Annotated in this window: 19 protein-coding genes; 12 read left to right on the top strand and 7 right to left on the bottom strand. The window is 61.3% G+C overall.

The window, feature by feature from the left end; all coding sequences use genetic code 11:
- Positions 1-44 precede the first annotated feature (44 nt).
- On the bottom strand, positions 45-908 hold the full coding sequence (locus tag ACZ9IM_RS19645) for an MBL fold metallo-hydrolase (RefSeq protein WP_476224754.1): 864 nt from the start codon (positions 906-908) through the stop codon (positions 45-47).
- A gap of 102 nt (positions 909-1,010) precedes the next feature.
- Between ACZ9IM_RS19645 and ACZ9IM_RS19640 the strand changes: the two genes are divergently transcribed.
- From ACZ9IM_RS19640 to nahK, 6 genes are all read left to right on the top strand, one after another.
- The gene (locus tag ACZ9IM_RS19640; RefSeq protein WP_032830345.1) at positions 1,011-1,346 is read left to right on the top strand and encodes an ArsR/SmtB family transcription factor; all 336 of its coding nucleotides are present in this window, start codon (positions 1,011-1,013) and stop codon (positions 1,344-1,346) included.
- A gap of 242 nt (positions 1,347-1,588) precedes the next feature.
- Positions 1,589-2,833: an NAD(P)/FAD-dependent oxidoreductase gene (locus ACZ9IM_RS19635; protein ID WP_476224753.1), complete on the top strand. Its 1,245-nt coding sequence runs from the start codon at positions 1,589-1,591 to the stop codon at positions 2,831-2,833.
- Positions 2,834-2,842: 9 nt separating this feature from the next.
- Positions 2,843-3,649, top strand: a complete 807-nt coding sequence (locus tag ACZ9IM_RS19630) for a sulfite exporter TauE/SafE family protein (protein ID WP_007895129.1) — start codon at positions 2,843-2,845, stop codon at positions 3,647-3,649.
- Positions 3,650-3,858: 209 nt separating this feature from the next.
- The gene (locus tag ACZ9IM_RS19625; protein ID WP_476224752.1) at positions 3,859-5,043 is read left to right on the top strand and encodes a porin; all 1,185 of its coding nucleotides are present in this window, start codon (positions 3,859-3,861) and stop codon (positions 5,041-5,043) included.
- A gap of 291 nt (positions 5,044-5,334) precedes the next feature.
- Positions 5,335-6,498, top strand: a complete 1,164-nt coding sequence (gene nosP / locus ACZ9IM_RS19620) for a nitric oxide-sensing protein NosP (protein ID WP_427623626.1) — start codon at positions 5,335-5,337, stop codon at positions 6,496-6,498.
- Positions 6,428-9,061 (top strand): hybrid sensor histidine kinase/response regulator NahK/ErcS', encoded by a 2,634-nt coding sequence (gene nahK / locus ACZ9IM_RS19615; protein ID WP_427623597.1) that lies wholly within the window; start codon positions 6,428-6,430, stop codon positions 9,059-9,061. Before nosP ends, nahK begins: the two co-directional genes overlap by 71 nt.
- A gap of 115 nt (positions 9,062-9,176) precedes the next feature.
- On the opposite strand, the gene ACZ9IM_RS19610 is transcribed toward nahK, so the two are convergent.
- The 6 genes from ACZ9IM_RS19610 to ACZ9IM_RS19585 form a co-directional block, all read right to left on the bottom strand.
- A complete protein-coding gene (locus ACZ9IM_RS19610) occupies positions 9,177-9,842 on the bottom strand; it encodes a response regulator transcription factor (protein ID WP_008005351.1) in 666 nt (221 codons plus the stop codon).
- A 57-nt stretch (positions 9,843-9,899) separates the two neighbouring features.
- Entirely contained in the window at positions 9,900-10,457 is a 558-nt protein-coding gene (locus ACZ9IM_RS19605) for a PQQ-dependent catabolism-associated CXXCW motif protein (RefSeq protein WP_476224751.1), read from the bottom strand.
- A gap of 261 nt (positions 10,458-10,718) precedes the next feature.
- Positions 10,719-11,510 carry an ABC transporter permease gene (locus tag ACZ9IM_RS19600; RefSeq protein ID WP_401172225.1) on the bottom strand — a complete coding sequence of 264 codons (792 nt, stop codon included), beginning with the start codon at positions 11,508-11,510 and terminating at the stop codon, positions 10,719-10,721.
- Positions 11,507-12,250: an ABC transporter ATP-binding protein gene (locus ACZ9IM_RS19595; protein WP_476224748.1), complete on the bottom strand. Its 744-nt coding sequence runs from the start codon at positions 12,248-12,250 to the stop codon at positions 11,507-11,509. The genes ACZ9IM_RS19600 and ACZ9IM_RS19595 overlap by 4 nt, the downstream gene beginning before the upstream one ends.
- Positions 12,247-13,221: a YVTN family beta-propeller repeat protein gene (locus ACZ9IM_RS19590; protein ID WP_476224747.1), complete on the bottom strand. Its 975-nt coding sequence runs from the start codon at positions 13,219-13,221 to the stop codon at positions 12,247-12,249. The genes ACZ9IM_RS19595 and ACZ9IM_RS19590 overlap by 4 nt, the downstream gene beginning before the upstream one ends.
- Before the next feature lie 37 nt (positions 13,222-13,258).
- Positions 13,259-14,443, bottom strand: coding sequence for an ABC transporter substrate-binding protein (locus ACZ9IM_RS19585; protein WP_476224746.1), 1,185 nt, complete (start codon positions 14,441-14,443; stop codon positions 13,259-13,261).
- 160 nt (positions 14,444-14,603) lie between these two features.
- On the opposite strand from ACZ9IM_RS19585, the gene ACZ9IM_RS19580 reads away from it, so the two are divergent.
- The 6 genes from ACZ9IM_RS19580 (at position 14,604) to ACZ9IM_RS19555 (ending at position 19,928) form a co-directional block, all read left to right on the top strand.
- A complete protein-coding gene (locus ACZ9IM_RS19580; protein ID WP_256348746.1) occupies positions 14,604-14,732 on the top strand; it encodes a hypothetical protein in 129 nt (42 codons plus the stop codon).
- Between the two features lie 103 nt (positions 14,733-14,835).
- Complete coding sequence (pedF, locus tag ACZ9IM_RS19575) at positions 14,836-15,297, top strand: cytochrome c-550 PedF (RefSeq protein ID WP_476224745.1); 462 nt, start codon at positions 14,836-14,838, stop codon at positions 15,295-15,297.
- Between the two features lie 3 nt (positions 15,298-15,300).
- Positions 15,301-16,176, top strand: a complete 876-nt coding sequence (locus ACZ9IM_RS19570; RefSeq protein WP_427623604.1) for a substrate-binding periplasmic protein — start codon at positions 15,301-15,303, stop codon at positions 16,174-16,176.
- Positions 16,176-16,937, top strand: coding sequence for a quinoprotein dehydrogenase-associated SoxYZ-like carrier (locus tag ACZ9IM_RS19565; protein WP_476224744.1), 762 nt, complete (start codon positions 16,176-16,178; stop codon positions 16,935-16,937). The genes ACZ9IM_RS19570 and ACZ9IM_RS19565 overlap by 1 nt, the downstream gene beginning before the upstream one ends.
- Positions 16,938-16,952: 15 nt before the next feature.
- Positions 16,953-17,891 carry a quinoprotein relay system zinc metallohydrolase 1 gene (locus ACZ9IM_RS19560; protein WP_476224743.1) on the top strand — a complete coding sequence of 313 codons (939 nt, stop codon included), beginning with the start codon at positions 16,953-16,955 and terminating at the stop codon, positions 17,889-17,891.
- Positions 17,892-18,152: 261 nt separating this feature from the next.
- Positions 18,153-19,928 carry a PQQ-dependent methanol/ethanol family dehydrogenase gene (locus ACZ9IM_RS19555; protein ID WP_427623609.1) on the top strand — a complete coding sequence of 592 codons (1,776 nt, stop codon included), beginning with the start codon at positions 18,153-18,155 and terminating at the stop codon, positions 19,926-19,928.
- The last annotated feature ends 99 nt before the right edge of the window (positions 19,929-20,027 follow it).

The following is a 20,027-nucleotide window of genomic DNA, read 5'->3' as shown; positions in this document are numbered from 1 at the left end:
CCTGGCGGCATTCCCACGCGGAGCGTGGGAACGATCGAATGGGTTTACAGCTTATTAATCGGGATCTTCAGGTAAGTCACGCCATTCTCTTCCGCCGGCGGCAAATTCCCCGCCCGCACATTCACCTGAATCGCCGGCAACAACAGCGTCGGCATGCCCAACCCGGCGTCGCGCCGGGTGCGCATGGCGACGAAGGTAGCCTCATCAATGCCATCGTGAATATGGATGTTGCTTTGGCGCTGCTCACCGACCGTGCTCTGGCATTGTGGGGCGCGGCCGGTGGGCGGGTAATCGTGGCAGACGTAGAGGCGAACGCTGGCGGGGAAGGCCAGCAGTTTGTGGATCGAGGCAAACATCTGGTTGGCGTTGCCGCCAGGGAAGTCGCAACGCGCGGTGCCGACGTCCGGCATGAACAACGTATCGCCCACCAGAATCACATCGCCGTCGATCAAATAGGCCATGTCCGCCGGGGTATGCCCGGGCACATGCAGGGCCGTGGCCTTGAGATTGCCGATCCGGAATGACTCGTCCGGCGCGAACAGGTGATCGAACTGCGAACCATCGACGCTGAATTCCGGTTCAAGGTTGAACAGTGTCTTGAACACGTCCTGAACCTTGCTGATCGACTCACCGATCGCAATCTTGCCCCCCAATTCCCGACGCAGATACGGCGCGGCCGACAGGTGATCGGCATGGGCGTGGGTTTCCAGCAGCCATTGCACCTGCAACTGGTGTTCGCGCACGAAGGCGATGATCTTGTCGGCCTGGACGGTCGCGGTGCGCCCGGCGGCGGGGTCGTAATCCAGCACGGGGTCGACAATCGCGCAGTGCCCGCCATCGTGTTCGTAGATCACGTAGCTGTAGGTCGATGAGGCGGGGTCGAGGAAGGCTTCAATCAACGCAAACATGGCAGGAACCTGTGGAAAGGGACGGGAGGCAATAACCGGTTGCAACACTTTATGTTTAAACATAATGTCCGCAGCTTAAGTGACGTCGAAGGCATCCTGCAAATGCAATCCAGTCTGACCGAATGTGAAGTCGCCCAACTCCGGGCCTCGGCCTCCAAAGCTTGCGCGCTGCTCAAGGCTTTGGCCAACGAGGACCGCTTGCTGATTCTCTGCCAATTGACCCAGGGCGAGCGCAACGTCGGCGAACTGGAGAAAATGACCGGCGTGCGCCAGCCCACACTGTCCCAACAACTGGGCATCCTGCGCGACGAAGGATTGGTAGTCACCCGTCGTGAAGGCAAGTACATATTCTATGGTTTAGCCAGTCACGAAGTGATTCAGGTGATGAAGACGCTGTCCGGCCTGTACTGCGGAGCGGTGTTGAAAAGCTGGGGCTGAACCTGATGCCAAGCGCAATCCCATGTGGGAGCGGGCTTTTGTGGCGAGGGGGCTTGCCCCCGTTGGGTCGCGAAGCGACCCCGGCATTTCAAAGTCAAACCGCATTTAATGGGTTTACGACTGCTTCGCAGCCGAACGGGGGCAAGCCCCCTCACCACAGCCCGCTCCCACATGGATTGCGCTTAACTGACTGGTATCAGGACTGAACCCGGCGCCATGCGTGCAATAACAAGGAATGAGTAATGAACGATCAACACTGGGGCCCATCCATCAGTGCCGACATCGTGGTAATAGGCGGCGGGACCGCCGGCATTGGTTTGGTTGCCAGCCTGCTGAAACGCGATCCGGGTTTAAACATCACCGTCATCGAACCCGACAGCCAGCACTACTACCAACCGGCGTGGACGCTGGTGGGCGGCGGTGCTTATGCAGTGAAAAACACCGCGCGCCCTATGGCCTCGGTGATGCCGCGCCAAGCCACCTGGTTGCAGGCGTGCGTGACTGACATCGCCCCCGACAGCAAACAGCTGACTCTCGATGATGGCTGCACCGTCAGTTACCGGAACCTCGTTGTCTGTCCCGGTCTGCGCCTGGCCTGGGAGAAAATCGAAGGCTTGCAGGACACCCTCGGCCAGAACGGCGTGACCTCCAATTACAGCTATCGGCACGCGGCCTACACCTGGGAACTGGTCCGGGGATTGCGCGGCGGTAAAGCGATCTTCACTCAGCCAGCGGTGCCGATCAAATGCGCTGGTGCGCCGCAGAAAGCCTTGTACTTGTCCTGCGATCACTGGCGCAAAACCGGTGTTTTGAGCAAGTTCGACGTCGAGTTCAATCTGGCTGGCGCTGCGTTGTTCGGCGTGGCGACATTCGTGCCGCCGTTGATGAAGTACATCGAAAAGTACAACGCCCGGCTGGCTTTCAATTCCAATCTGGTCAAAGTTCACGGGCCGTCGAAAACTGCGTGGTTCGAGGTCAAGGACGCTGCAGGTGTCGTGACCGTACAAGAAAAAACCTTCGACCTGCTGCACGTCGTACCGCCTCAGGTCTCGCCGGATTTCATCCGCCGAAGCCCGTTGGCCGACGCCGCTGGCTGGTGCGAAGTGAACCCGCACAGCCTGCAACACGTGCGCTATGCGGATGTGTTCGCGTTGGGCGATGTCTGTTCCACCAGCAACGCGAAAACTGCCGCCGCCGCGCGCAAGCAGATCGTGGTGGTGGCGCAAAACCTGCTGGCCCTGCGCAAGCAACAGCCGTTGCCACTCAAGTACGACGGCTACGGTTCCTGCCCGCTGACGGTGGAGAAGGGCAAGGTGATCCTCGCCGAGTTCGGTTACGCCGGTAAGTTGCTGCCGACCTTTCCCCTCGACCCGACGGTGGCGCGCCGTTCAGCCTGGTTCCTCAAGGCGACCTTGCTGCCGTGGTTCTACTGGAATGGCCTGCTCAAGGGCCGTGAATGGCTGACCCATCTGTCCAAGGTTGACTGAGAGAACCCTATGTTGCTGGCCAGTTTTTTCGGCGTTGTCATGGGTCTGGTGCTGGGTTTGACCGGGGCCGGTGGCGGTATTCTTGCGGTGCCGGCCCTGGTGCTGGGGTTGGGCTTGACCATGACCCAAGCGGCGCCCGTCGCCTTGTTCGCGGTGGGCAGTGCGGCGGCGATCGGTGCGATCGACGGTTTGCGCCATGGCCTGGTGCGCTATCGCGCCGCGTTGTTGATTGCACTGCTGGGCGCGGTGTTTTCGCCGGTAGGTATCTACTTCGCCCATCAGTTGCCGGAAAAAATTCTGATGGTTCTGTTCAGTCTGCTGATGGTCATGGTGGCCTGGCGGATGCTGCGCCGGGAAAAGCACGACGACGGCCCGAGCGATCACGGGCATGCCAACTGGGGCCAGAAGAACTGCATGCTCGATCAGCAGACCGGGCGTTTTTCCTGGACCGCCAAATGCACCGCCACCCTGGCAGCACTCGGTGCGGTGACCGGTGTGGTCTCGGGGCTGCTCGGGGTCGGTGGCGGCTTTCTGATTGTGCCGGCGTTCAAGCAACTGACCGATGTGCAGATGCGCGGCATCGTCGCCACGTCGTTGATGGTGATTAGCCTGATCTCGGTGATCGGCGTGATCGGCGCGTTTCACGCGGGGGTGCGGATCGATGGTTTGGGCGGGTCGTTCATTGTCGCCAGCATCGTCGGGATGATCCTCGGTCGAAAACTCTGCGCGCGGGTGCCGGCCCGAGGGCTGCAAATCGGCTTCGCCAGCGTTTGCGTGGTGATCGCCGTTTACATGCTGTTTAGAGCGCTCGCCTAGCGGACACCGGTTCCTGTGGACGCCAGTCCGGTCCACAGGCTTACACCCTAAGTTCCGGGCCTGGCTAGCGGGCGGTCTTACACCGAATTTGCCGCGCGCTACCCGCCAATCCAAAGCAGCTCACAACCGCACCCAAGGCAGCGTATGACGCCGCCGGTCCACTTTCGATAATCGCCTCCGACATTAAGTCCCCCGTTGCGGAGCGCGTCATGCACAACAATAAGAACTTCAAGCATCGTTTCTTGCCGGCCTTCATCGCCAGCCTGTCGTCCCTTGGCCTGAGTTCAATGGCCGAAGCCGAGATCATGCTGTACGACAAGGACCAGACCACGTTCTCCACGGATGGCTACATCAACGCCTTCTACGTGAACAGCGACGTGGACCGGGCCGGCGAGCAGTACGACCGGCGCCAGGCGCGGGTGAAGATGGGATTCCTGCCCAACTACCTGGGCTTCAACATGGGCAAGCAGGTCAATGACCTCAAACTCGGCGCCCGCGCCTCGTTCTGGGTGACCATCAACGACAGCGAAACCAACGGCACCGACACCGCCATCGACGTGCGGCAGTTCTACGGCACGGTGGCCAATCCAGAGTGGGGCGAGGTGCTGATCGGCAAGGACTTCGGCCTGTTTGCCCGCTCCAACATCCTGCTCGACGAATTGCTCGCCGGTTATGGTCAGGTCAGCGATACATTGGGCCTGGTTGACGGCGGCGGGGTGTCGTTCGGCAACATCGGCAGCGGCTACCCGTACCCGTTCCCGACGTCGCAGATTACCTATCGCACCCCGGTGATGGATGGCTTGCGGGTGGCGGTCGGGATCATGGACCCGGTCGACACCAACGACAGCAGCGCGACGGGCAAGGCGTATCAGGAAAACCCGCGCACCGAGAGCGAGATCACCTATCAGTTCGACGTCGGCGGGGCGAAGATTTACAGCTGGCTCAACGGCAGCTACCAGACTTCGGACAACACCGACTCCAGCGTCGAGTCCGTCACCTCCAAAGGCGTCGGCTACGGCGTGCAGGCGAAGATGGGCGGGTTGTCGCTGACCGGCTCCGGCTTCCAGGCCAAGGGCATCAACCCGTTCTTCACCAACAACGCGGGCGAGCCGACCCTGCGCAATGTCGACAGCGACGGGTACCTGTTGCAGGGCTCCTACAAACTGGGCAAAAACCGCTTGGCATTGTCTTACGGAAAGACCGAGGACGACGGCAACGGCGTGGTCGGCAGCGGTGCCGATTACGAGACCCGCGGCATTGCGCTGTTCCATGACGTCAACGACAACCTGAAGCTGGTGGCCGAGTACAACCAGTTCGAAATCAACGGCCACGACACCAGCGCCCAGAATGAAGACACCGATACGTTTGCGGTGGGGGCGGTGTTGACCTGGTAACTGGCTGACTAACCACTACTTGTGGCGAGGAAGCTTGCCTGTGGCGAGGGGGCTTGCCCCCGTTGGGTCGCGAAGCGACCCCCGATTCTGGTCGCGCATCGGCCAATTTTGGGGACTGCTGCGCAGTCCAACGGGGGCAAGCCCCCTCGCCACAAAAGCTCCAGCCACGCAATCGTGCAAATCCCCCTCTCATCCCATCGAACCACCCACCCGCTACCCAAGTAGCATTCGCCACGGCCCGCAGGCTTCGTACACTCGTGCCTCATACAGGCGCACCGGCGAGGGGCGATGATGCAGCAGGTTCAGAACGACGGTGTGGTCAGTGGCATGTCCCAGGCCACCGATGCCCAGCAGGCGGCTCAGGATCTGGCGCGACAACTCTTGCACCCCCACTTGGGTTTCGTGCTGTTCTTCTGTTCCGCCGAGTACGACTTGCAGGCGCTGGGGCAGGCGTTGCAACAGAGCTTCGGCGGCATTCGTCTGGTGGGCTGCACCAGTGCCGGAGAAATCACCCCCCAAGGCTATGGCCGCAGCTGCGTGACGGCGGTGGGCTTCGATCATCGTCACTTTTCCATCTCCACCGAACTGATCGACGAGATGGAGCATTTCAGCCTGATCGATGCCCAGCAAATGGTCGAACGACTGGTCAGCGGCTGTCGCAGCAACACCCTGGCGCCGATCAAGGGCAACAGCTTTGCCCTGACCCTGCTCGATGGCTTGTCCAGCCGTGAAGAAATGGTTCTGGCGGCCTTGAGCGCGGCGTTGGGCGACATTCCGCATTTCGGCGGATCGGCCGGTGACGACAACTACCTGACCCATACCCATGTGTACTTCGGCGGCGAGTTTCACAGCGGCGCGGCGGTGGTGGTGCTGGTCAATACCTGGCTGGACTTCGAAGTCTTCACCACCCACCACATCCTGCCCAGGGCCGAGAAACTGGTGGTCACCGCTGCCGACAGCGCCTCGCGCCGGGTGTTCGAGCTCAACGCCGAACCGGCCGCCGAAGAGTACGCCCGGCACATCGGCGTGGCGGTGGCCGACCTCGATTATCGGATGTTTGCCGCGCACCCGTTGGCGGTGCGGATCAACGATCAGTATTACGTGCGGGCGATCCAGCAGGTTCATCCGGACCTGAGCCTGAGTTTCTACTGTGCGGTGGAAAACGGCATCGTCCTCACCGTCATGACCCCCGGCCCCATACTGCCGAATCTGCAAAACCTGTTCGACGGTTTGCAGGAGCGTCTCGGGGACCTGTTGCTGACCATCGGCTGCGACTGTTTTCTCAGGCGTCTGGAACTGGAAGGCGGCGGCAATCTCGAGCAGATCGGCGCGTTTTTGCGGGAGCAGCGGGTGATGGGTTTCAACACCTACGGAGAACAGTTCAATGGCATGCACATCAACCAGACCTTCACCGGGGTTGCCATTGCCCGAGGCCGCTCCCCTGGACAGCGCTGACCTTCAGGCGCAGATCGCCAGCCTGCGCCACGAAAACCACAAACTGCAGCGCATCAATGGCGCGCTGATCGAGCGCATCGAGTCCGGCATCACCCGGGGCAACGACCCGTACGCGGCGTTCCAGCATTCGGTGGTGCTGGCCGAACAGGTGCGTGAGCGCACCGACGCCCTGAACCAGGCCATGGCCGAACTCAAGGCCGGCAATCATTTGCTCAGCGAGGCACGGCTGCGGGCCGAAACCGCCCATCAACACTTGATCGACGCCATCGAAAGCATTTCCGACGCCTTTGTGCTGTTCGACGCCGAGCAGCGGATCGTGCTGTTCAACAGCCGCTTCAAGGCGTTTTGGGGCAACAGCCGGGTGCGCATCAACGCCGGCATGCGCCTGCGCGAGGTCAAACGGTTGATGACGTCGACCGGACTGTTCAGTGAAGAACCCCGCGGGCATGCCGACGAAAACCTGCTCTATCGCCTGCACAACGGGCGCTGGCTGCAAGTCAGCGAACGGCCGACTCAGGAAGGTGGGCGGGTGATCCTGTTCACCGACATTACCGACGTCAAACTCAGCGAAACCCTGCGCCGCGAGCAGGCGGTGGCGCAGAAGTCGCACTTGTTGCAGCGGGCGGTCGACAACCTGTCCCAAGGGGTGGCGATGGTCAACGCCGAGGGCATTCTGGAACTGTGGAACCGGCGCTTCCTGGAGCTCAGCGGCCTGGCCCCGGTGGCGGCTCATCGGCCATTCGCCGAAGTGATTGCCGACAGCGAACTGAACCTGCTGACCCCGGCCAGTCGCGATCCGAACGGGCGGCACGTACAGGAATGCGAGCAGCGCCTCTACGATGGCCGGGTGCTGGAAATCCGCACCCATCCGTTGCCCACCGGCGGTTTCGTCAACACCTTCACCGACATCACCGAACGCTACCAGCACGCCGAAGCGCTCAGCGAAAGCGAGCGCTGGATTCGCCTGATCACCGACCATGTGCCAGCGCTGATCGCCTACCTGAATGCCGATCTGGTCTATGAATTCACTAACAAGGTCTACGAAGAATGGTACTGCTGGCCCCGGGGCGTGATGCTCGGGCAGAGCCTGCGCGAAGTCCACAGCGAGCAGCATTACCAGCGCCTGGAGGCCTACGTGGCCCGGGCCCTGGCCGGCGAGAGTGTGACGTTCGAGTTTGCCGAAACCAACATCAACAATCAGGAGCGCTACATGCTGCGCTCCTACGTGCCCAATCGCCTAGCCACCGGGGAAGTGGTGGGGATTTTCGTGTTGATCCGCGACATCACCGAACGCCGCCGCACCGCCGAGGCGCTGCATCAGGCCTATCAGAACCTTGAGTTGCGGGTGCGCGAACGCACCACCGAACTGACCACCCTCAATGACCAATTGCTGCGCGAAATCGACGAGCGCCGCCGGGTGGAGTCACGCTTGCGCGAGGCCAAGCTCGAGGCCGAGCAGGCCAACCTGTCGAAGACCAAATTTCTCGCAGCGGTCAGCCACGATCTGCTGCAACCGCTGAATGCCGCGCGGCTGTTTACCAGCGCCCTGCTGGAACGCCGGGAGCCGGTGGCCAACGAAACGCTGGTGCGCAACGTCAGCAATTCCCTGGAAGACGTGGAAAACCTGCTGGGCACGCTGGTGGACATTTCCAAACTCGATGCCGGGGTGATCAAGGCCGACATTGCGCCATTCGCCCTCAGCGAATTGCTGGAAAACCTTGCCGCCGAATACACCCAAGTGGCCCGCAGCGAAGGCCTCGAGCTGCATTTCATTCCGTGTTCTGCGTTGGTGCGCAGCGACATTCAGTTGCTCGCGCGGATTCTGCGTAATCTGCTGAGCAATGCCATTCGTTACACCTACAGCGGGCGCGTGGTGCTGGGTTGCCGACGTCATCATCAGCGGCTGACCATCGAGGTCTGGGACAGCGGCATGGGCATTGCTGAAAACCGTCTGGAGGAGATTTTTCAGGAGTTCAAACGCGGTGATGTTCAGCGTCCGGATCAGGATCGCGGTTTGGGGCTGGGCCTGGCAATTGTCGAGAAAATCGCCCGTATTCTCGGCCACCGGATTCACGTGCGTTCATGGCCGGGCAAGGGCTCGATGTTTTCCGTCGAAGTGCCGTTGAGTGCCACCGCGCCCAAGGCGTTGCCGAACCTGTTGATGAGCGAACCGATGCTCGAGCGCCTGCGCGGTGCACGGGTGTGGGTGCTGGACAACGACGCGGCCATTTGCGCCGGGATGCGCACCTTGCTCGAAGGTTGGGGCTGCCGGGTGGTCACGGCGCTGTCGGAGGAGGATCTGGCGCGGCAAGTGGATAATTATCACGATGAAGCTGACCTGCTGATCGCCGACTATCACCTGGATGACGAGAAGAATGGTGTCGACGCCGTGGCCCGCATCAACGCCCGCCGCGCTTCAGCGATCCCGGCGATGATGATCACCGCCAACTACAGCAACGAACTCAAACAGCAGATCCGCGAACTGGGCCACACCCTGATGCACAAACCGGTGCGGCCGATGAAACTCAAGACGGCGATGAGTCATTTGCTTGGTCGGCCTTGAGCTGATCGTTCCCACGCTCCGCGTGGGAATGCAGCCCGGGACGCTCTGCGTCCCTTCCAGAGCCGAACGCGGAGCGTCCGTTGAGGCATTCCCACGCAGAGCGTGGGAACGATCATCAACGCCGCAAATACGACCCGAAATCAATATCCCCGGCACTCAATATCGCCTGCACCCGATTGTGCACATTGAGTTTGCGCAATATCGCCGAGACGTGGGCCTTGACCGTGGTTTCGGCGATTTCCAGGGTGTAGGCGATCTGTTTGTTCGATTCGCCCTTGGTCATGCGCTCTAGCACCAGCAGTTGTTTGCGGGTCAGTGCCTGGAGCAGTTCGGGCGGGAAGCTCGGGGTGTCATTCATCCGGCGATGAGTGCCGCTTTTCTGCGTGCGGATGATGTCCGGCGGCAGGTACACATTGCCATTGAGGATCTGCTGGATGGCTTCGGTCATCTGCACCCGAGGCGAGGACTTGGTGATGAACCCCACCGCGCCATAGGTGATGGCTTGCAGCACGATTTGTTTGTCCTGCTCGGCCGAGACGATCACCACCGGAATGGTCGGCGCCTCGTTGCGCAGGTTGATCAGGCCATTGAGGCCGTGCATGCCGGGCATGTTCAGGTCGAGCAGGATCAGGTCGAGGTCATCGTGTTCCTGGGTCAGGGCCAGGGCACTGTCGAGGTCGGCGGTTTCCATGACCTCGCTGCCGGGGAAACCGTCGCTGATGACGTTATGAATGGCTTCGCGAAACAGCGGGTGATCGTCGGCAATCAGAATTTTGTACATGGCCTTTCACCTCATTATTTTTGATTCGGGTGTGGCAACAACACGCAAGCGCTCACGTCAGGGAAAGGGCTCGGGCCGGGCCGGCGTCACGGGCAGGTTCGCCGCTTGCCAGGCATCCAGTCCGTCGCGGTACCAATACAGTGTTTTATAGCCTATGGACGCGGCGCGTTTTACCGCGTTCCAGCTCAACCAGCAATCGGAGCGGCAGTAAAAGACCAACGGTCGCGTCAGGTCGCCCGCCGTCAATTGTTGCAGGTGGCGCGCGAAATAGTCCTGCCACGGGGGTGTCAGGTCACCGTCACCGGTATTGGCCAGCCAATGGCTGCCGGGCAGGTTTTCATGGGGCTCATCTTCGATGAAACGGCCTTGCAGCCATTGCCGGCGGTAGACATCGATCAGCAGCGGCTGCGGCGTGTGCTTGAGCAGGTTTTGCAGGGCAGGCGTGTCGATGATACTCGCGCCCTGGAGCTGAGTCGGGGTTGGGCTGCGGTATAGACCGATGCGATAACCGTCGGCAGAAAACAGCGCTGTATCAGCCTGCGCGGCGCCCAGCAACAGGCTCAGCGACAGCGCGGCGAGAGAAGGGCACAGCAGAACACGTCGTGCACGCGGCATGGGGTTCAGTCCTTATAGTTATGAACCCATTACATGCCAGTAGCGGTGCGTTGTGAATGCGACGATAGACAGGTAAACCAGTACTAAAGTAGTAATTTTGCCCGGATTGCCGGGTACTTTGCTTGTGAACACAAATATGTGAACACCTCAGAACAACTGTGGGAGCGAGCCTGCTCGCGATGGGGCCATTACATCCAGCATTGATGTTGACTGACACACTGCAATCGCGAGCAGGCTCGCTCCCACAGGGGAATTGTGTTGTCAGTTGGTTTTGCGCAAGGCCGCATGCTGGGGGTTGAAGGTGAGTACGGCGAGCAGAGTGAATATCAGTGTCAGCCCCGTACATACCGCCAGCGCCACCAAGTTGAAGCGTTCGTACAGCGCGAACCGCACCAGTTCCACCGCATGGGTGAACGGGTTCAAGGCGCACAGCCAATACAACCACTCGCTGGACTCGCGCATTTTCCATAGCGGATACAGCGCCGACGACAGGAAAAACAGCGGGAAGATCACGAAGTTCATCACCCCGGCAAAGTTTTCCAGTTGGCGGATGGCGTTGGACAGCAACAGGCCCAGTGCGCTGAGCATCAACGCCACCAGCAGCAATGCCGGCAAGGCCAGCAACAAACCCATGGCCGGCGGTTGCACACCGTACAGCCAGGCAATCGCCAGAAAGGCATACACCTGCAACAGTGAAATCAGCGACGTCGCCAGCAATTTGCTGCACAGCAGGAAGGTCCGGGGCAGGGGGCTGGTCAGCAGCACGCGCATGCTGCCCATCTCCCGGTCGTAGACCATCGACAGCGAACCTTGCATGCCGTTGAACAACAGGATCATGCAGGCCAGGCCCGGGATGATGTAAACCTCATAGGGGATGTAGGTGTCGTAGGGCTCGATGATGGCGATGCCGAGTGCGGCGCGAAAACCGGCAGCGAACACCAGCAGCCACAGCAACGGCCGCACCAGCGCGCTGAGAAACCGCGTGCGCTGCAACACAAAGCGCAGCCATTCGCGCAGCACGATACCGCTGAAACATTGCCAGTAGGCGTTCATCCGACGATTGCTCCTGAAGGGGGCGGGGTGGTCAGGTGAGCGAAGGCCGAACCCAGGTCGCCACCGTGTTCCAGGCTCAACGCCTCAGCCTGTCCGCTGGCCACCAGACGGCCTTGATGCAGGATCAGCAAGTCGTCCCTGGGCTGTACTTCATCCAGCAAATGAGTGGTCCAGAGCACACTGATGTTGTGCTCACGGCACAGGCTGCGGATGTGTTGGTTGAGTGCCAGTCGGCTGGCTGGATCAAGGCCGACGCTCGCTTCGTCGAGCAGCAACAGGCTTGGCTCATGCAGCAACGCACGGGCAATTTCCACCCGCCGACGATGGCCGCCATTGAGCTCGCGCACCCGTTCGCGACTGCGCTCGGTCAGGGCCTGGCGTGCCAGTTCGGCGTCGACTCGCAGGTTGGTCTGGCGCCGGGACAGGCCATGCAGCGCGGCGTGATAACGCAGGTTTTGCTCAACACTGAGGTCCAGATCCAAAGTGCTTTGCTGGAACACCACACCCAATTGCTTCAACGCTGGACGTGCCGAGGTGCGCAAGGAGCAGCCGCCGACCCGAATATCACCGCGCTGCACATCATAAAGGCGGGTGAGCAGCGCAATCAGCGTCGACTTGCCGGCGCCGTTCGGTCCAAGCAGCGCGGCAAAACGCCCCGCTGCCAGATTGAAACTCACCTGACGCAAGGCCTCCCGCTGGCCATAAGCGAAACTCAGGTCGCTGACTTCAAGGGCGTTCATGGCGTCACCACCACGCCCCACGGATAGCGCCCGACTTTCACCGATTTAGTGACCTTGAGGCTGTCGACATCGATCACCGATACGTCTCCGCTGACGCCATTGGTGGCCAGTAATTGCCGTTGATCCGGGGTAAACGACATCTGCCAGACCCGTCGGCCCACCAGCAGGTAATCAACGATCTCGAAGGTCTTGGCGTCGATCACCGCCACATGATTGGCCGGGCCGAGCGCGACGAAACCGTACTTGCCGTCGGCGCTGAGTTTGATCCCCACCGGTTGGACTTTGTCCGGGTGCACGCCTTTGATCTGGAAGGTCAGGGTCTTGAGGATCTTGCGGCTGGCGACGTCGAGAATCGTCACCGTGCCGCCGATTTCCGCCGAGGCCCAGAGCTGCGAGCCGTCGGGATTGAATTCGACGAAGCGCGGCCGCTGATCGACCAGGGTGTTGTCGGCCAGGGTCTGGGTGCTGGTGTCGATCCAGTGCAGCATGTTGGTGGTTTCACTGGTGTTCACCGCCCACTTGCCGTCGGGGCTGACGGCCATGCCTTCGGGCTCGACACCAACGTTGATCTGGCCGAGCACTTTGGAAGTTTCGGTGTCAATCACCGTCACCAGCGCATCGTCCTCGTTGGAGACATACAGCCAGCGATTGTTGGGGTGCAGGGCGAATTGCTCGGGGTCTTTGCCCGAGGGCAGTTCCTTGATGATCTTGCGCGTGGCGACGTCCATCACCTGGACCCGATCCGAATCGCTGGCGCAGATGTACAGCAGCGTATTGTCGTGGGACAGCAACAGGCCGCGCGGGCGCTGGCCGACGGGCAGGGTGTCGGTGACTTGCAGGGTCTGCATATCGATCAGGCTCAGGCTGTTGTCCTTTTCGTTGGAGACCCAGGCGGTGCTGGCAGCGGCGTGCCCGGCGGCGAGCAGCAGGGCCCAGGAAAGCAGGACACAGGAAAGCAGGGTGCGGCGCATGGCAGATTCCTTATTGTTGTTGTCGAAAAAAAAGGGATCAGAGAAAGCGGCAGCTGACCTCGGCTTTGTCGTAACCCAGGCTGTCCATTTCGTTGACGGGGTGCAGGAAACCGTCCTGCGGCGAAGTGCTGACCAGCGCCCGGGGTTGCACGATGGGGATTGGCTGGCGCAACTGACCGTTCCACGGCCGATAACTGAGCTTGCGACCCTTGAAGCCGTCCAGCGGCAATTGATCGCTGATCTCCAACTGACGAATCGCCATGGCATCGGCCTGACGCAGTTTGCCCACCGCACTGGCGATGCTGCGTACGGCAATCCACGCGGCGAAATCCCGGTCATTCATCCAGCGTCCGGTCAGGGCTTCGAAGCGTTTCTGCAACTGCGCGGCGCCGTAGGTTTCCACGGTTTTGTGCCAGCCCACCGGGGTCAGGCCCTGGGTGCCGGCGACCGGCCGTGGATACCAGGTCTGGTAGGGCACGTACTCGCCGAAGTCGCCGCGTTCATCAGCCACCAGCACCACGTCGTACTCGGCGGTCTGGGTGAACAGTGGCATGTCGGCCTGGGCGCTGCGGCGCTGATCGTTATCGAAGCTCCAGGCTTTCTCCGCCACCAGTTGCAGGCCGAAGCGTTTGGCCGCCCGGCGCAGGGCGGCGGCATAGGCTTGATCGTCCGCGGTCGGGCCGACGATCAACAGCGCCCGTTGCCATTTGCGCAGCACCAGAAATTGCGCCAGCGCATCGGCCAGCATCGCCCGGCTAGGCAGGCTGTGCAGCACGTTCGGCAGACAATCGGTGCTGCGCAGGCTGTCATCGGGGCTGCCGGCATTGAACAGCAGGCTGTCGGGTAGCACGGCGCTGAGTCGGCGCAGGGTCTGCGCCGGTGCATTCACCACAAACAGGCGCAGGCCTTGTTCGTATTGGGCTTTGGCCGCTTCGATCAGCGCGTCCGGATTGTCGAAGCTGGCGCTGACCAGGCTGTAGCTGTGATTGAGAAAGCGCCCGGTACTGTTGCTGTCGGTGATCGCCAGTTCGGCGCCGCGCAGGCCGGCATCGGTCGGCTCGGGAATGACGTTCGATAGCAATGGCCCGGGATCGGGGCGATAACCGAGGTAGCCGATCTGCACTTGCAGCGGTGCATCCGCCGCCTGAACCTGGGTCGCCACCCCGGCGGCGCAGGCAATCGCCAGCAAGTAGATCAAGGCATAAGGGGCGAGCTGGCGCATAAAGGCACTCCATCACAGGTAGCGTCAGCATAGGAACCCTGGGCGGGCGGGGAAATATGCAGAAAGTACCGATGGGCCAGTACCAAGGTAGTAACTCACCCCGGGCGGCGCGGTTTTAGCATGGATTACAACGGCCATCACTCAAGGGGGGAGATTGACCATGCGAATTCTCAAAGCACTGCTCCTGCCGTTTTTGCTGATCCTGACCCTTATCGGCATCGACAAGCTTCACGGCGCCCGCCCCGTATTGGTTGGGCCTGCGCCACAAGCCCTACTACCAAGGGAGTAGGCCGCGACCACCAAAGCAGCATGGGGCTGGCGCAAAGCCCTTCCTAAGATGGGTGCCATAGCCTCTTCAAAGAGGTTTTGCGTGCAATCTTGAGGGCAGAACAATGACAACAAAACGCAACGCCTTGCTCGTTGCCGGACTGCTGGCCGGTTTCATCAACGCAGGTTCCGTCTGGGCCCACGGCAACGTGGTACCCCAAGCCGTCGAAACCCAGGGACTGACCCCGATCAAGGATGCCGGTGTGCAGGTCGATGCCGATGGTTGGGCGGCGGCGAACCCTTACCGCTCCTCCCCGGAACACGATAAAGCTTTGGAAATCGGCTCTTCGGCCTACAACCAGAACTGCGCGGCCTGTCATGGCCTGGAAGCCAAGTCAGGCGGTATCGCCCCTGACTTGCGCATGCTCGACGCCGGTGAGGCCGGTGATGAATGGTTCGTCGAACGCGTACGTCATGGCGCCGTGCGTGACGGCCGGGTGTACATGCCGAAGATGGCCGACTACCTGAGTCAGGAAGCCTTGTGGGCGGTACGCACTTACCTGGACAGCGTGCGCGTCGAGGAGTGACCCATGCGTTTGCTCGCGGTGTTGATCAGTGCTGTGTGGCTGTGTTGCCAGACAGCGCAGGCGCAGGTCCGTACCTATGACGAAATGATCGCCGCCGCCGAGCTGAAAGTCGCGGTGTACAAGGACTTCGCGCCCTACAGCTTTGAAGACGCTGGTCAGGCTCGCGGGGTCGACGTCGAACTTGCACAGGCCCTGGCCAAGGCCATGGGGGTACGCCTGAAACTGATTTGGGCACCCGCCGGGGAAAAACTCGACGACGACCTGCGCGATTACATCTGGCGGGCCAGTCAGTTGCACAATCAGCAACTGGCCGACCTGATGATGCGCGTGCCCTACGATCGCGATTACGCACAGAAACGCAATGAACTGGGTGAACTGGAAAACGGCCATGTGGTGATGTTCGGGCCGTACCAGACCGAACAATGGCAAGTGGCCTATGACCGTCGTCGACTGGACTCGGTGGCCAGCGTCGCGGTGTTCCAGCAGCACCCGATCGGCGTCGAAGTCGACAGCGTGCCGTCGTTTTACCTGACCTCGGTGTTCAACGGCATGCTCGCCGCCAAGACCCATCACTACCCGGGCGTGCCCCAGGCCTTTTCCGCGATGAAGGCCGGTGAAGTCGACGCGGTAATGGCCATGCGCGGCGAGATCGACTGGCAAGTCCATCAGGCCGCCGACCCGCAAGTGGCGCTGGCGGAAAACGCCTACCCGAACATGGGCAAACAGCTTTGGGAGATCGGCATGGCGGTGCATGAAAGCAATCGGCAACTGGCCTACGCCGTGGAAGAGGCGCTGGAAGCGTTGATTCGCGAGGGCTCGGTGAAAGCCATTTATGCCCGTTACGGCCTGCGGTATGACGTGCCCGAGATGTATCAATAGTGAACTGGCGAGCGAGTTGTCTGTTGGCCTGCTGGTTGCCCTTGGCCGCGAACGCGGTTGACGTCGAGCCGGGTAAAGACCCGGTGCCGTCGGTGATGTGGGGGTTCTATCACAAGCAGATGCTCGGCGACGCACCGTTCGTGTTCGACGAGCGGGTCAAGTTGCTCGCGCCGCCATTTGCCGAAGACGCCCGACAAGTACCGCTGGAAATTGACGCCCGGGCGTTCAAGGGTGAAGTGGTGCGAATCCTCGCCTGGGCCGAACTCAATCCGCTGCCGAAAATCGTCGACTTCGAACCCTTGACCGGTGTGCTGCCGTGGCTGTCGATCCGCATCCGCGTTGAACAGGCCACGCCGTTGCGTGCGGCGGTACTGACCCGCGACGGGCTATGGCATGTCGGCTCGACCCTGATCGATGCGGCAGGCGGCGGTTGCACGGCGCCAAGCGTGGTGCGCACGCAACCGGGTTGGGAGGAACGCATCGGCGAAGTACTGGGTGGCCGTTATCCCCGGGGCGAGTTCAGTCGCGTGCGTTTGCAGGTGGCGCATCCGATGGACAACGGCATGGTCAGCGGCATCCCGGAATTTTTCATCAACCAGGCCGAGCTGCGCGATCAAAACGATCAATTGCTGGCGCGTCTGGAGTTGTTCCCGGCGGTCAGCGAAAACCCCAATCTGGCCTTCGATATCGAAGGAGCAGGGCAGACGCGCCTGGTGTTGCGCGACAACAGCGGCAATCAATTCGATGCGGCCATACCCTGACCCAAGGAGCGAGTGATGCGCTGGATGCTGCTGTTGTTCATCAGTCTGAGCCTGCCGGCCCTAGCCGATCCCGATTACGCACTCAAGCCCCGGCAGATCGCCGAAGGCACCTGGCTGCTGGAAGGCAGCACCGACAACTTCGCCAAGAGCAACGGCGGCAACATCGTCAACACCGCGTTCATCGTCACCGGGCAGGGCGTGGTGGTCATCGACACCGGGCCGTCGAAACGCTATGGCGAAGCCCTGCGCAAAGCGATTGCGGCGACCACCGATAAGCCGGTGATCCAGGTGCTGCTGACCCATCACCATCCCGATCATGTGCTGGGCAATCAGGCTTTCACCGACGTACCGATTGGCGCCTTGGCCGGTACCACTGAACTGTTGCGGCAACAGGGTGATGCCATGGCTGAAAACATGTATCGGCTGGTGGGTGACTGGATGCGCGGCACCGAAGTGGTGTTGCCGACGCAGGTGCTGACGCCTGGCATGCACAGTTTTGGGAACCACGATTTGCGCCTACTGAGTCTGGGTGGGCACACCGGCGCGGATCTGGCTATTCTCGACCAGAAAACCGGCGTGTTGTTTGCCGGGGATCTGGTGTTTTATCAACGCGCCCTGACCACGCCCAACAGCCCGGGGCTGTCGGTGTGGCTGGCGGACATCGCGACCCTGCAGGGATTGCCGTGGACACTGATCGTCCCCGGCCATGGGCCGGTGGCCACGGATACAAAGCCGTTCGAGCAGATGCGCGACTATCTCACTTGGCTGGACCAACTGATGCGCGACGGCGCGGCCAATGGCAGCGACATGGCCGAGATGATCCGCAGCCCCATCCCCGAACGTTTCGCCGGGATCAGCCTGAGCCGCTATGAACTGATCCGCAGCGTCAGCCATTTGTACCCGCGTTACGAACGGGGGCAGATGAGGCGTGTTGATTCCGCCGCAAACAAGTGATGATCGTTCCCACGCTCCCGCGTGGGAATGCAGCCCGGGACGCTCCGCGTCCCTTCCGGAGCCGAACGCGGAGCGTCCGTTGAGGCATTCCCACGCAGAGCGTGGGAACGATCAAACGGGTGTCCATCTCCTCCGACCCGGTACTAAGGAACTAGCAATCTCCGCACTGCGGGCAATTGTTGCAAGGGCGGCGGCGCCCAAGAATCTGCACCAGACCGGGAAAATTTCCCGGGTATAACAAAAACCGCAGAGGTAGCCGTCATGACCCAACCCGCACGTCGCCAACCCTTCGCCTTGAGCGTGCTGCTCAGTGCCATGCTGTTGTCTGGCCAGGCATTGGCCGCAGTCTCCGATCAAGACATTCTCCAGGACCCGAAGAACCCGGAGCAGGTCGTCACCAACGGCCTGGGCGTCCAGGGTCAGCGCTACAGCCCGCTGGACACCCTCAATGTCGACAACGTGAAGGACCTGCGACCGGTCTGGGCCTTTTCGTTCGGCGGGGAAAAACAGCGCGGTCAGCAAGCGCAGCCGATGATCAAGGACGGCGTGATGTACATGACCGGCTCCTACTCGCGGGTGTTCGCGGTGGATGCGCGCACCGGCCGCAAGCTCTGGCAATACGACGCGCGCCTGCCCGATGACATCCGTCCGTGCTGCGACGTGATCAACCGTGGCGTTGCGCTGTATGGCGATCTGGTGATTTTCGGCACCCTCGACGCCAAGCTCGTGGCCCTGAACAAAGACACCGGCAAAGTCGTCTGGAGCAAGAAAGTTGCCGACCACAAGGAAGGCTATTCCATCAGCGCCGCGCCGTTGGTAATCAACGGAAAATTGATCACCGGTGTGGCCGGTGGCGAGTTCGGCGTAGTGGGCAAGATCGAAGCCTACGATCCGAAAAACGGCAGCCTGCTGTGGAGCCGGCCGACCGTCGAAGGCCACATGGGTTATGTCTACAAGGACGGCAAGGCTGTAGAGAACGGCATCTCCGGCGGCGAAGCGGGCAAGACCTGGCCCGGCGATCTATGGAAAACCGGCGGCGCGGCGCCTTGGCTGGGCGGCTACTACGACCCGGAAACCAATCTGCTGCTGTTCGGCACCGGCAACCCGGCGCCGTGGAATTCGCACCTGCGTCCTGGCGACAACCTCTACTCGTCGTCGCGCCTGGCACTGAACCCGGACGATGGCACGATCAAATGGCACTTCCAGAGCACGCCCCACGACGGTTGGGACTATGACGGCGTGAACGAACTGGTGTCGTTCAACTACAACGAAGGCGGCAAAGAAATCAAAGCCGCGGCCACGGCGGACCGTAACGGTTTCTTCTACGTGCTCGATCGCACCAACGGCAAATTCATCCGTGGCTTCCCGTTCGTGGACAAAATCACCTGGGCCAGCGGCCTGGATAAAAACGGTCGGCCGATCTACAACGAAGCCAGCCGTCCAGGTGCGCCGGGCTCCGAGGCCAAAGGCAGTTCGGTGTTCGTCGCGCCAGCGTTCCTGGGGGCGAAAAACTGGATGCCGATGGCCTACAACCGCGACACAGGCCTGTTCTATGTGCCCTCCAACGAGTGGGGCATGGACATCTGGAACGAAGGCATCGCCTACAAGAAAGGCGCGGCGTTCCTCGGTGCCGGTTTCACCATCAAACCGTTGAATGAAGACTACATCGGCGTGCTGCGCGCCATCGACCCGAAAACCGGCAAGGAAGTCTGGCGCCACAAGAACTTCGCGCCGCTTTGGGGTGGGGTGCTGACCACCAAGGGCAACCTGGTGTTCACCGGTACGCCGGAAGGTTTCCTGCAGGCATTCAATGCCAAGACTGGCGAGAAAGTCTGGGAATTCCAGACCGGTTCCGGCGTGCTCGGCTCGCCCATCACCTGGGAAATGGACGGCGAACAATACGTCTCCGTGCTCTCCGGCTGGGGCGGCGCAGTACCACTGTGGGGCGGCGAAGTGGCCAAGCGCGTCAAGGACTTCAACCAGGGCGGCATGCTCTGGACGTTCAAGCTGCCTAAAGACCTGGTAGCCAAACACTGATCGCTGCAACTGATCGTTCCCACGCTCTGCGTGGGAATGCAGCCCGGGACGCTCTGCGTCCCAAAAGCCGAACGCGGAGCGTCCGTTGAGGCATTCCCA

It is taken from the genome of Pseudomonas sp. TE12508 (assembly GCF_056279485.1).
This window is presented reverse-complemented; position numbering and strand designations above follow the sequence as displayed.

What these genes read in the sequence shown, in the direction of transcription:
- ACZ9IM_RS19645 (WP_476224754.1), bottom strand. Translation starts at nt 908, where the DNA reads ATGTTTGCGTTGATTGAAGCCTTCCTCGACCCCGCCTCATCGACCTAC.
- ACZ9IM_RS19640 (WP_032830345.1), top strand. Translation starts at nt 1,011, where the DNA reads ATGCAATCCAGTCTGACCGAATGTGAAGTCGCCCAACTCCGGGCCTCG.
- ACZ9IM_RS19635 (WP_476224753.1), top strand. Translation starts at nt 1,589, where the DNA reads ATGAACGATCAACACTGGGGCCCATCCATCAGTGCCGACATCGTGGTA.
- ACZ9IM_RS19630 (WP_007895129.1), top strand. Translation starts at nt 2,843, where the DNA reads ATGTTGCTGGCCAGTTTTTTCGGCGTTGTCATGGGTCTGGTGCTGGGT.
- ACZ9IM_RS19625 (WP_476224752.1), top strand. Translation starts at nt 3,859, where the DNA reads ATGCACAACAATAAGAACTTCAAGCATCGTTTCTTGCCGGCCTTCATC.
- nosP (WP_427623626.1), top strand. Translation starts at nt 5,335, where the DNA reads ATGCAGCAGGTTCAGAACGACGGTGTGGTCAGTGGCATGTCCCAGGCC.
- nahK (WP_427623597.1), top strand. Translation starts at nt 6,428, where the DNA reads ATGGCATGCACATCAACCAGACCTTCACCGGGGTTGCCATTGCCCGAG.
- ACZ9IM_RS19610 (WP_008005351.1), bottom strand. Translation starts at nt 9,842, where the DNA reads ATGTACAAAATTCTGATTGCCGACGATCACCCGCTGTTTCGCGAAGCC.
- ACZ9IM_RS19605 (WP_476224751.1), bottom strand. Translation starts at nt 10,457, where the DNA reads ATGCCGCGTGCACGACGTGTTCTGCTGTGCCCTTCTCTCGCCGCGCTG.
- ACZ9IM_RS19600 (WP_401172225.1), bottom strand. Translation starts at nt 11,510, where the DNA reads ATGAACGCCTACTGGCAATGTTTCAGCGGTATCGTGCTGCGCGAATGG.
- ACZ9IM_RS19595 (WP_476224748.1), bottom strand. Translation starts at nt 12,250, where the DNA reads ATGAACGCCCTTGAAGTCAGCGACCTGAGTTTCGCTTATGGCCAGCGG.
- ACZ9IM_RS19590 (WP_476224747.1), bottom strand. Translation starts at nt 13,221, where the DNA reads ATGCGCCGCACCCTGCTTTCCTGTGTCCTGCTTTCCTGGGCCCTGCTG.
- ACZ9IM_RS19585 (WP_476224746.1), bottom strand. Translation starts at nt 14,443, where the DNA reads ATGCGCCAGCTCGCCCCTTATGCCTTGATCTACTTGCTGGCGATTGCC.
- ACZ9IM_RS19580 (WP_256348746.1), top strand. Translation starts at nt 14,604, where the DNA reads ATGCGAATTCTCAAAGCACTGCTCCTGCCGTTTTTGCTGATCCTGACC.
- pedF (WP_476224745.1), top strand. Translation starts at nt 14,836, where the DNA reads ATGACAACAAAACGCAACGCCTTGCTCGTTGCCGGACTGCTGGCCGGT.
- ACZ9IM_RS19570 (WP_427623604.1), top strand. Translation starts at nt 15,301, where the DNA reads ATGCGTTTGCTCGCGGTGTTGATCAGTGCTGTGTGGCTGTGTTGCCAG.
- ACZ9IM_RS19560 (WP_476224743.1), top strand. Translation starts at nt 16,953, where the DNA reads ATGCGCTGGATGCTGCTGTTGTTCATCAGTCTGAGCCTGCCGGCCCTA.
- ACZ9IM_RS19555 (WP_427623609.1), top strand. Translation starts at nt 18,153, where the DNA reads ATGACCCAACCCGCACGTCGCCAACCCTTCGCCTTGAGCGTGCTGCTC.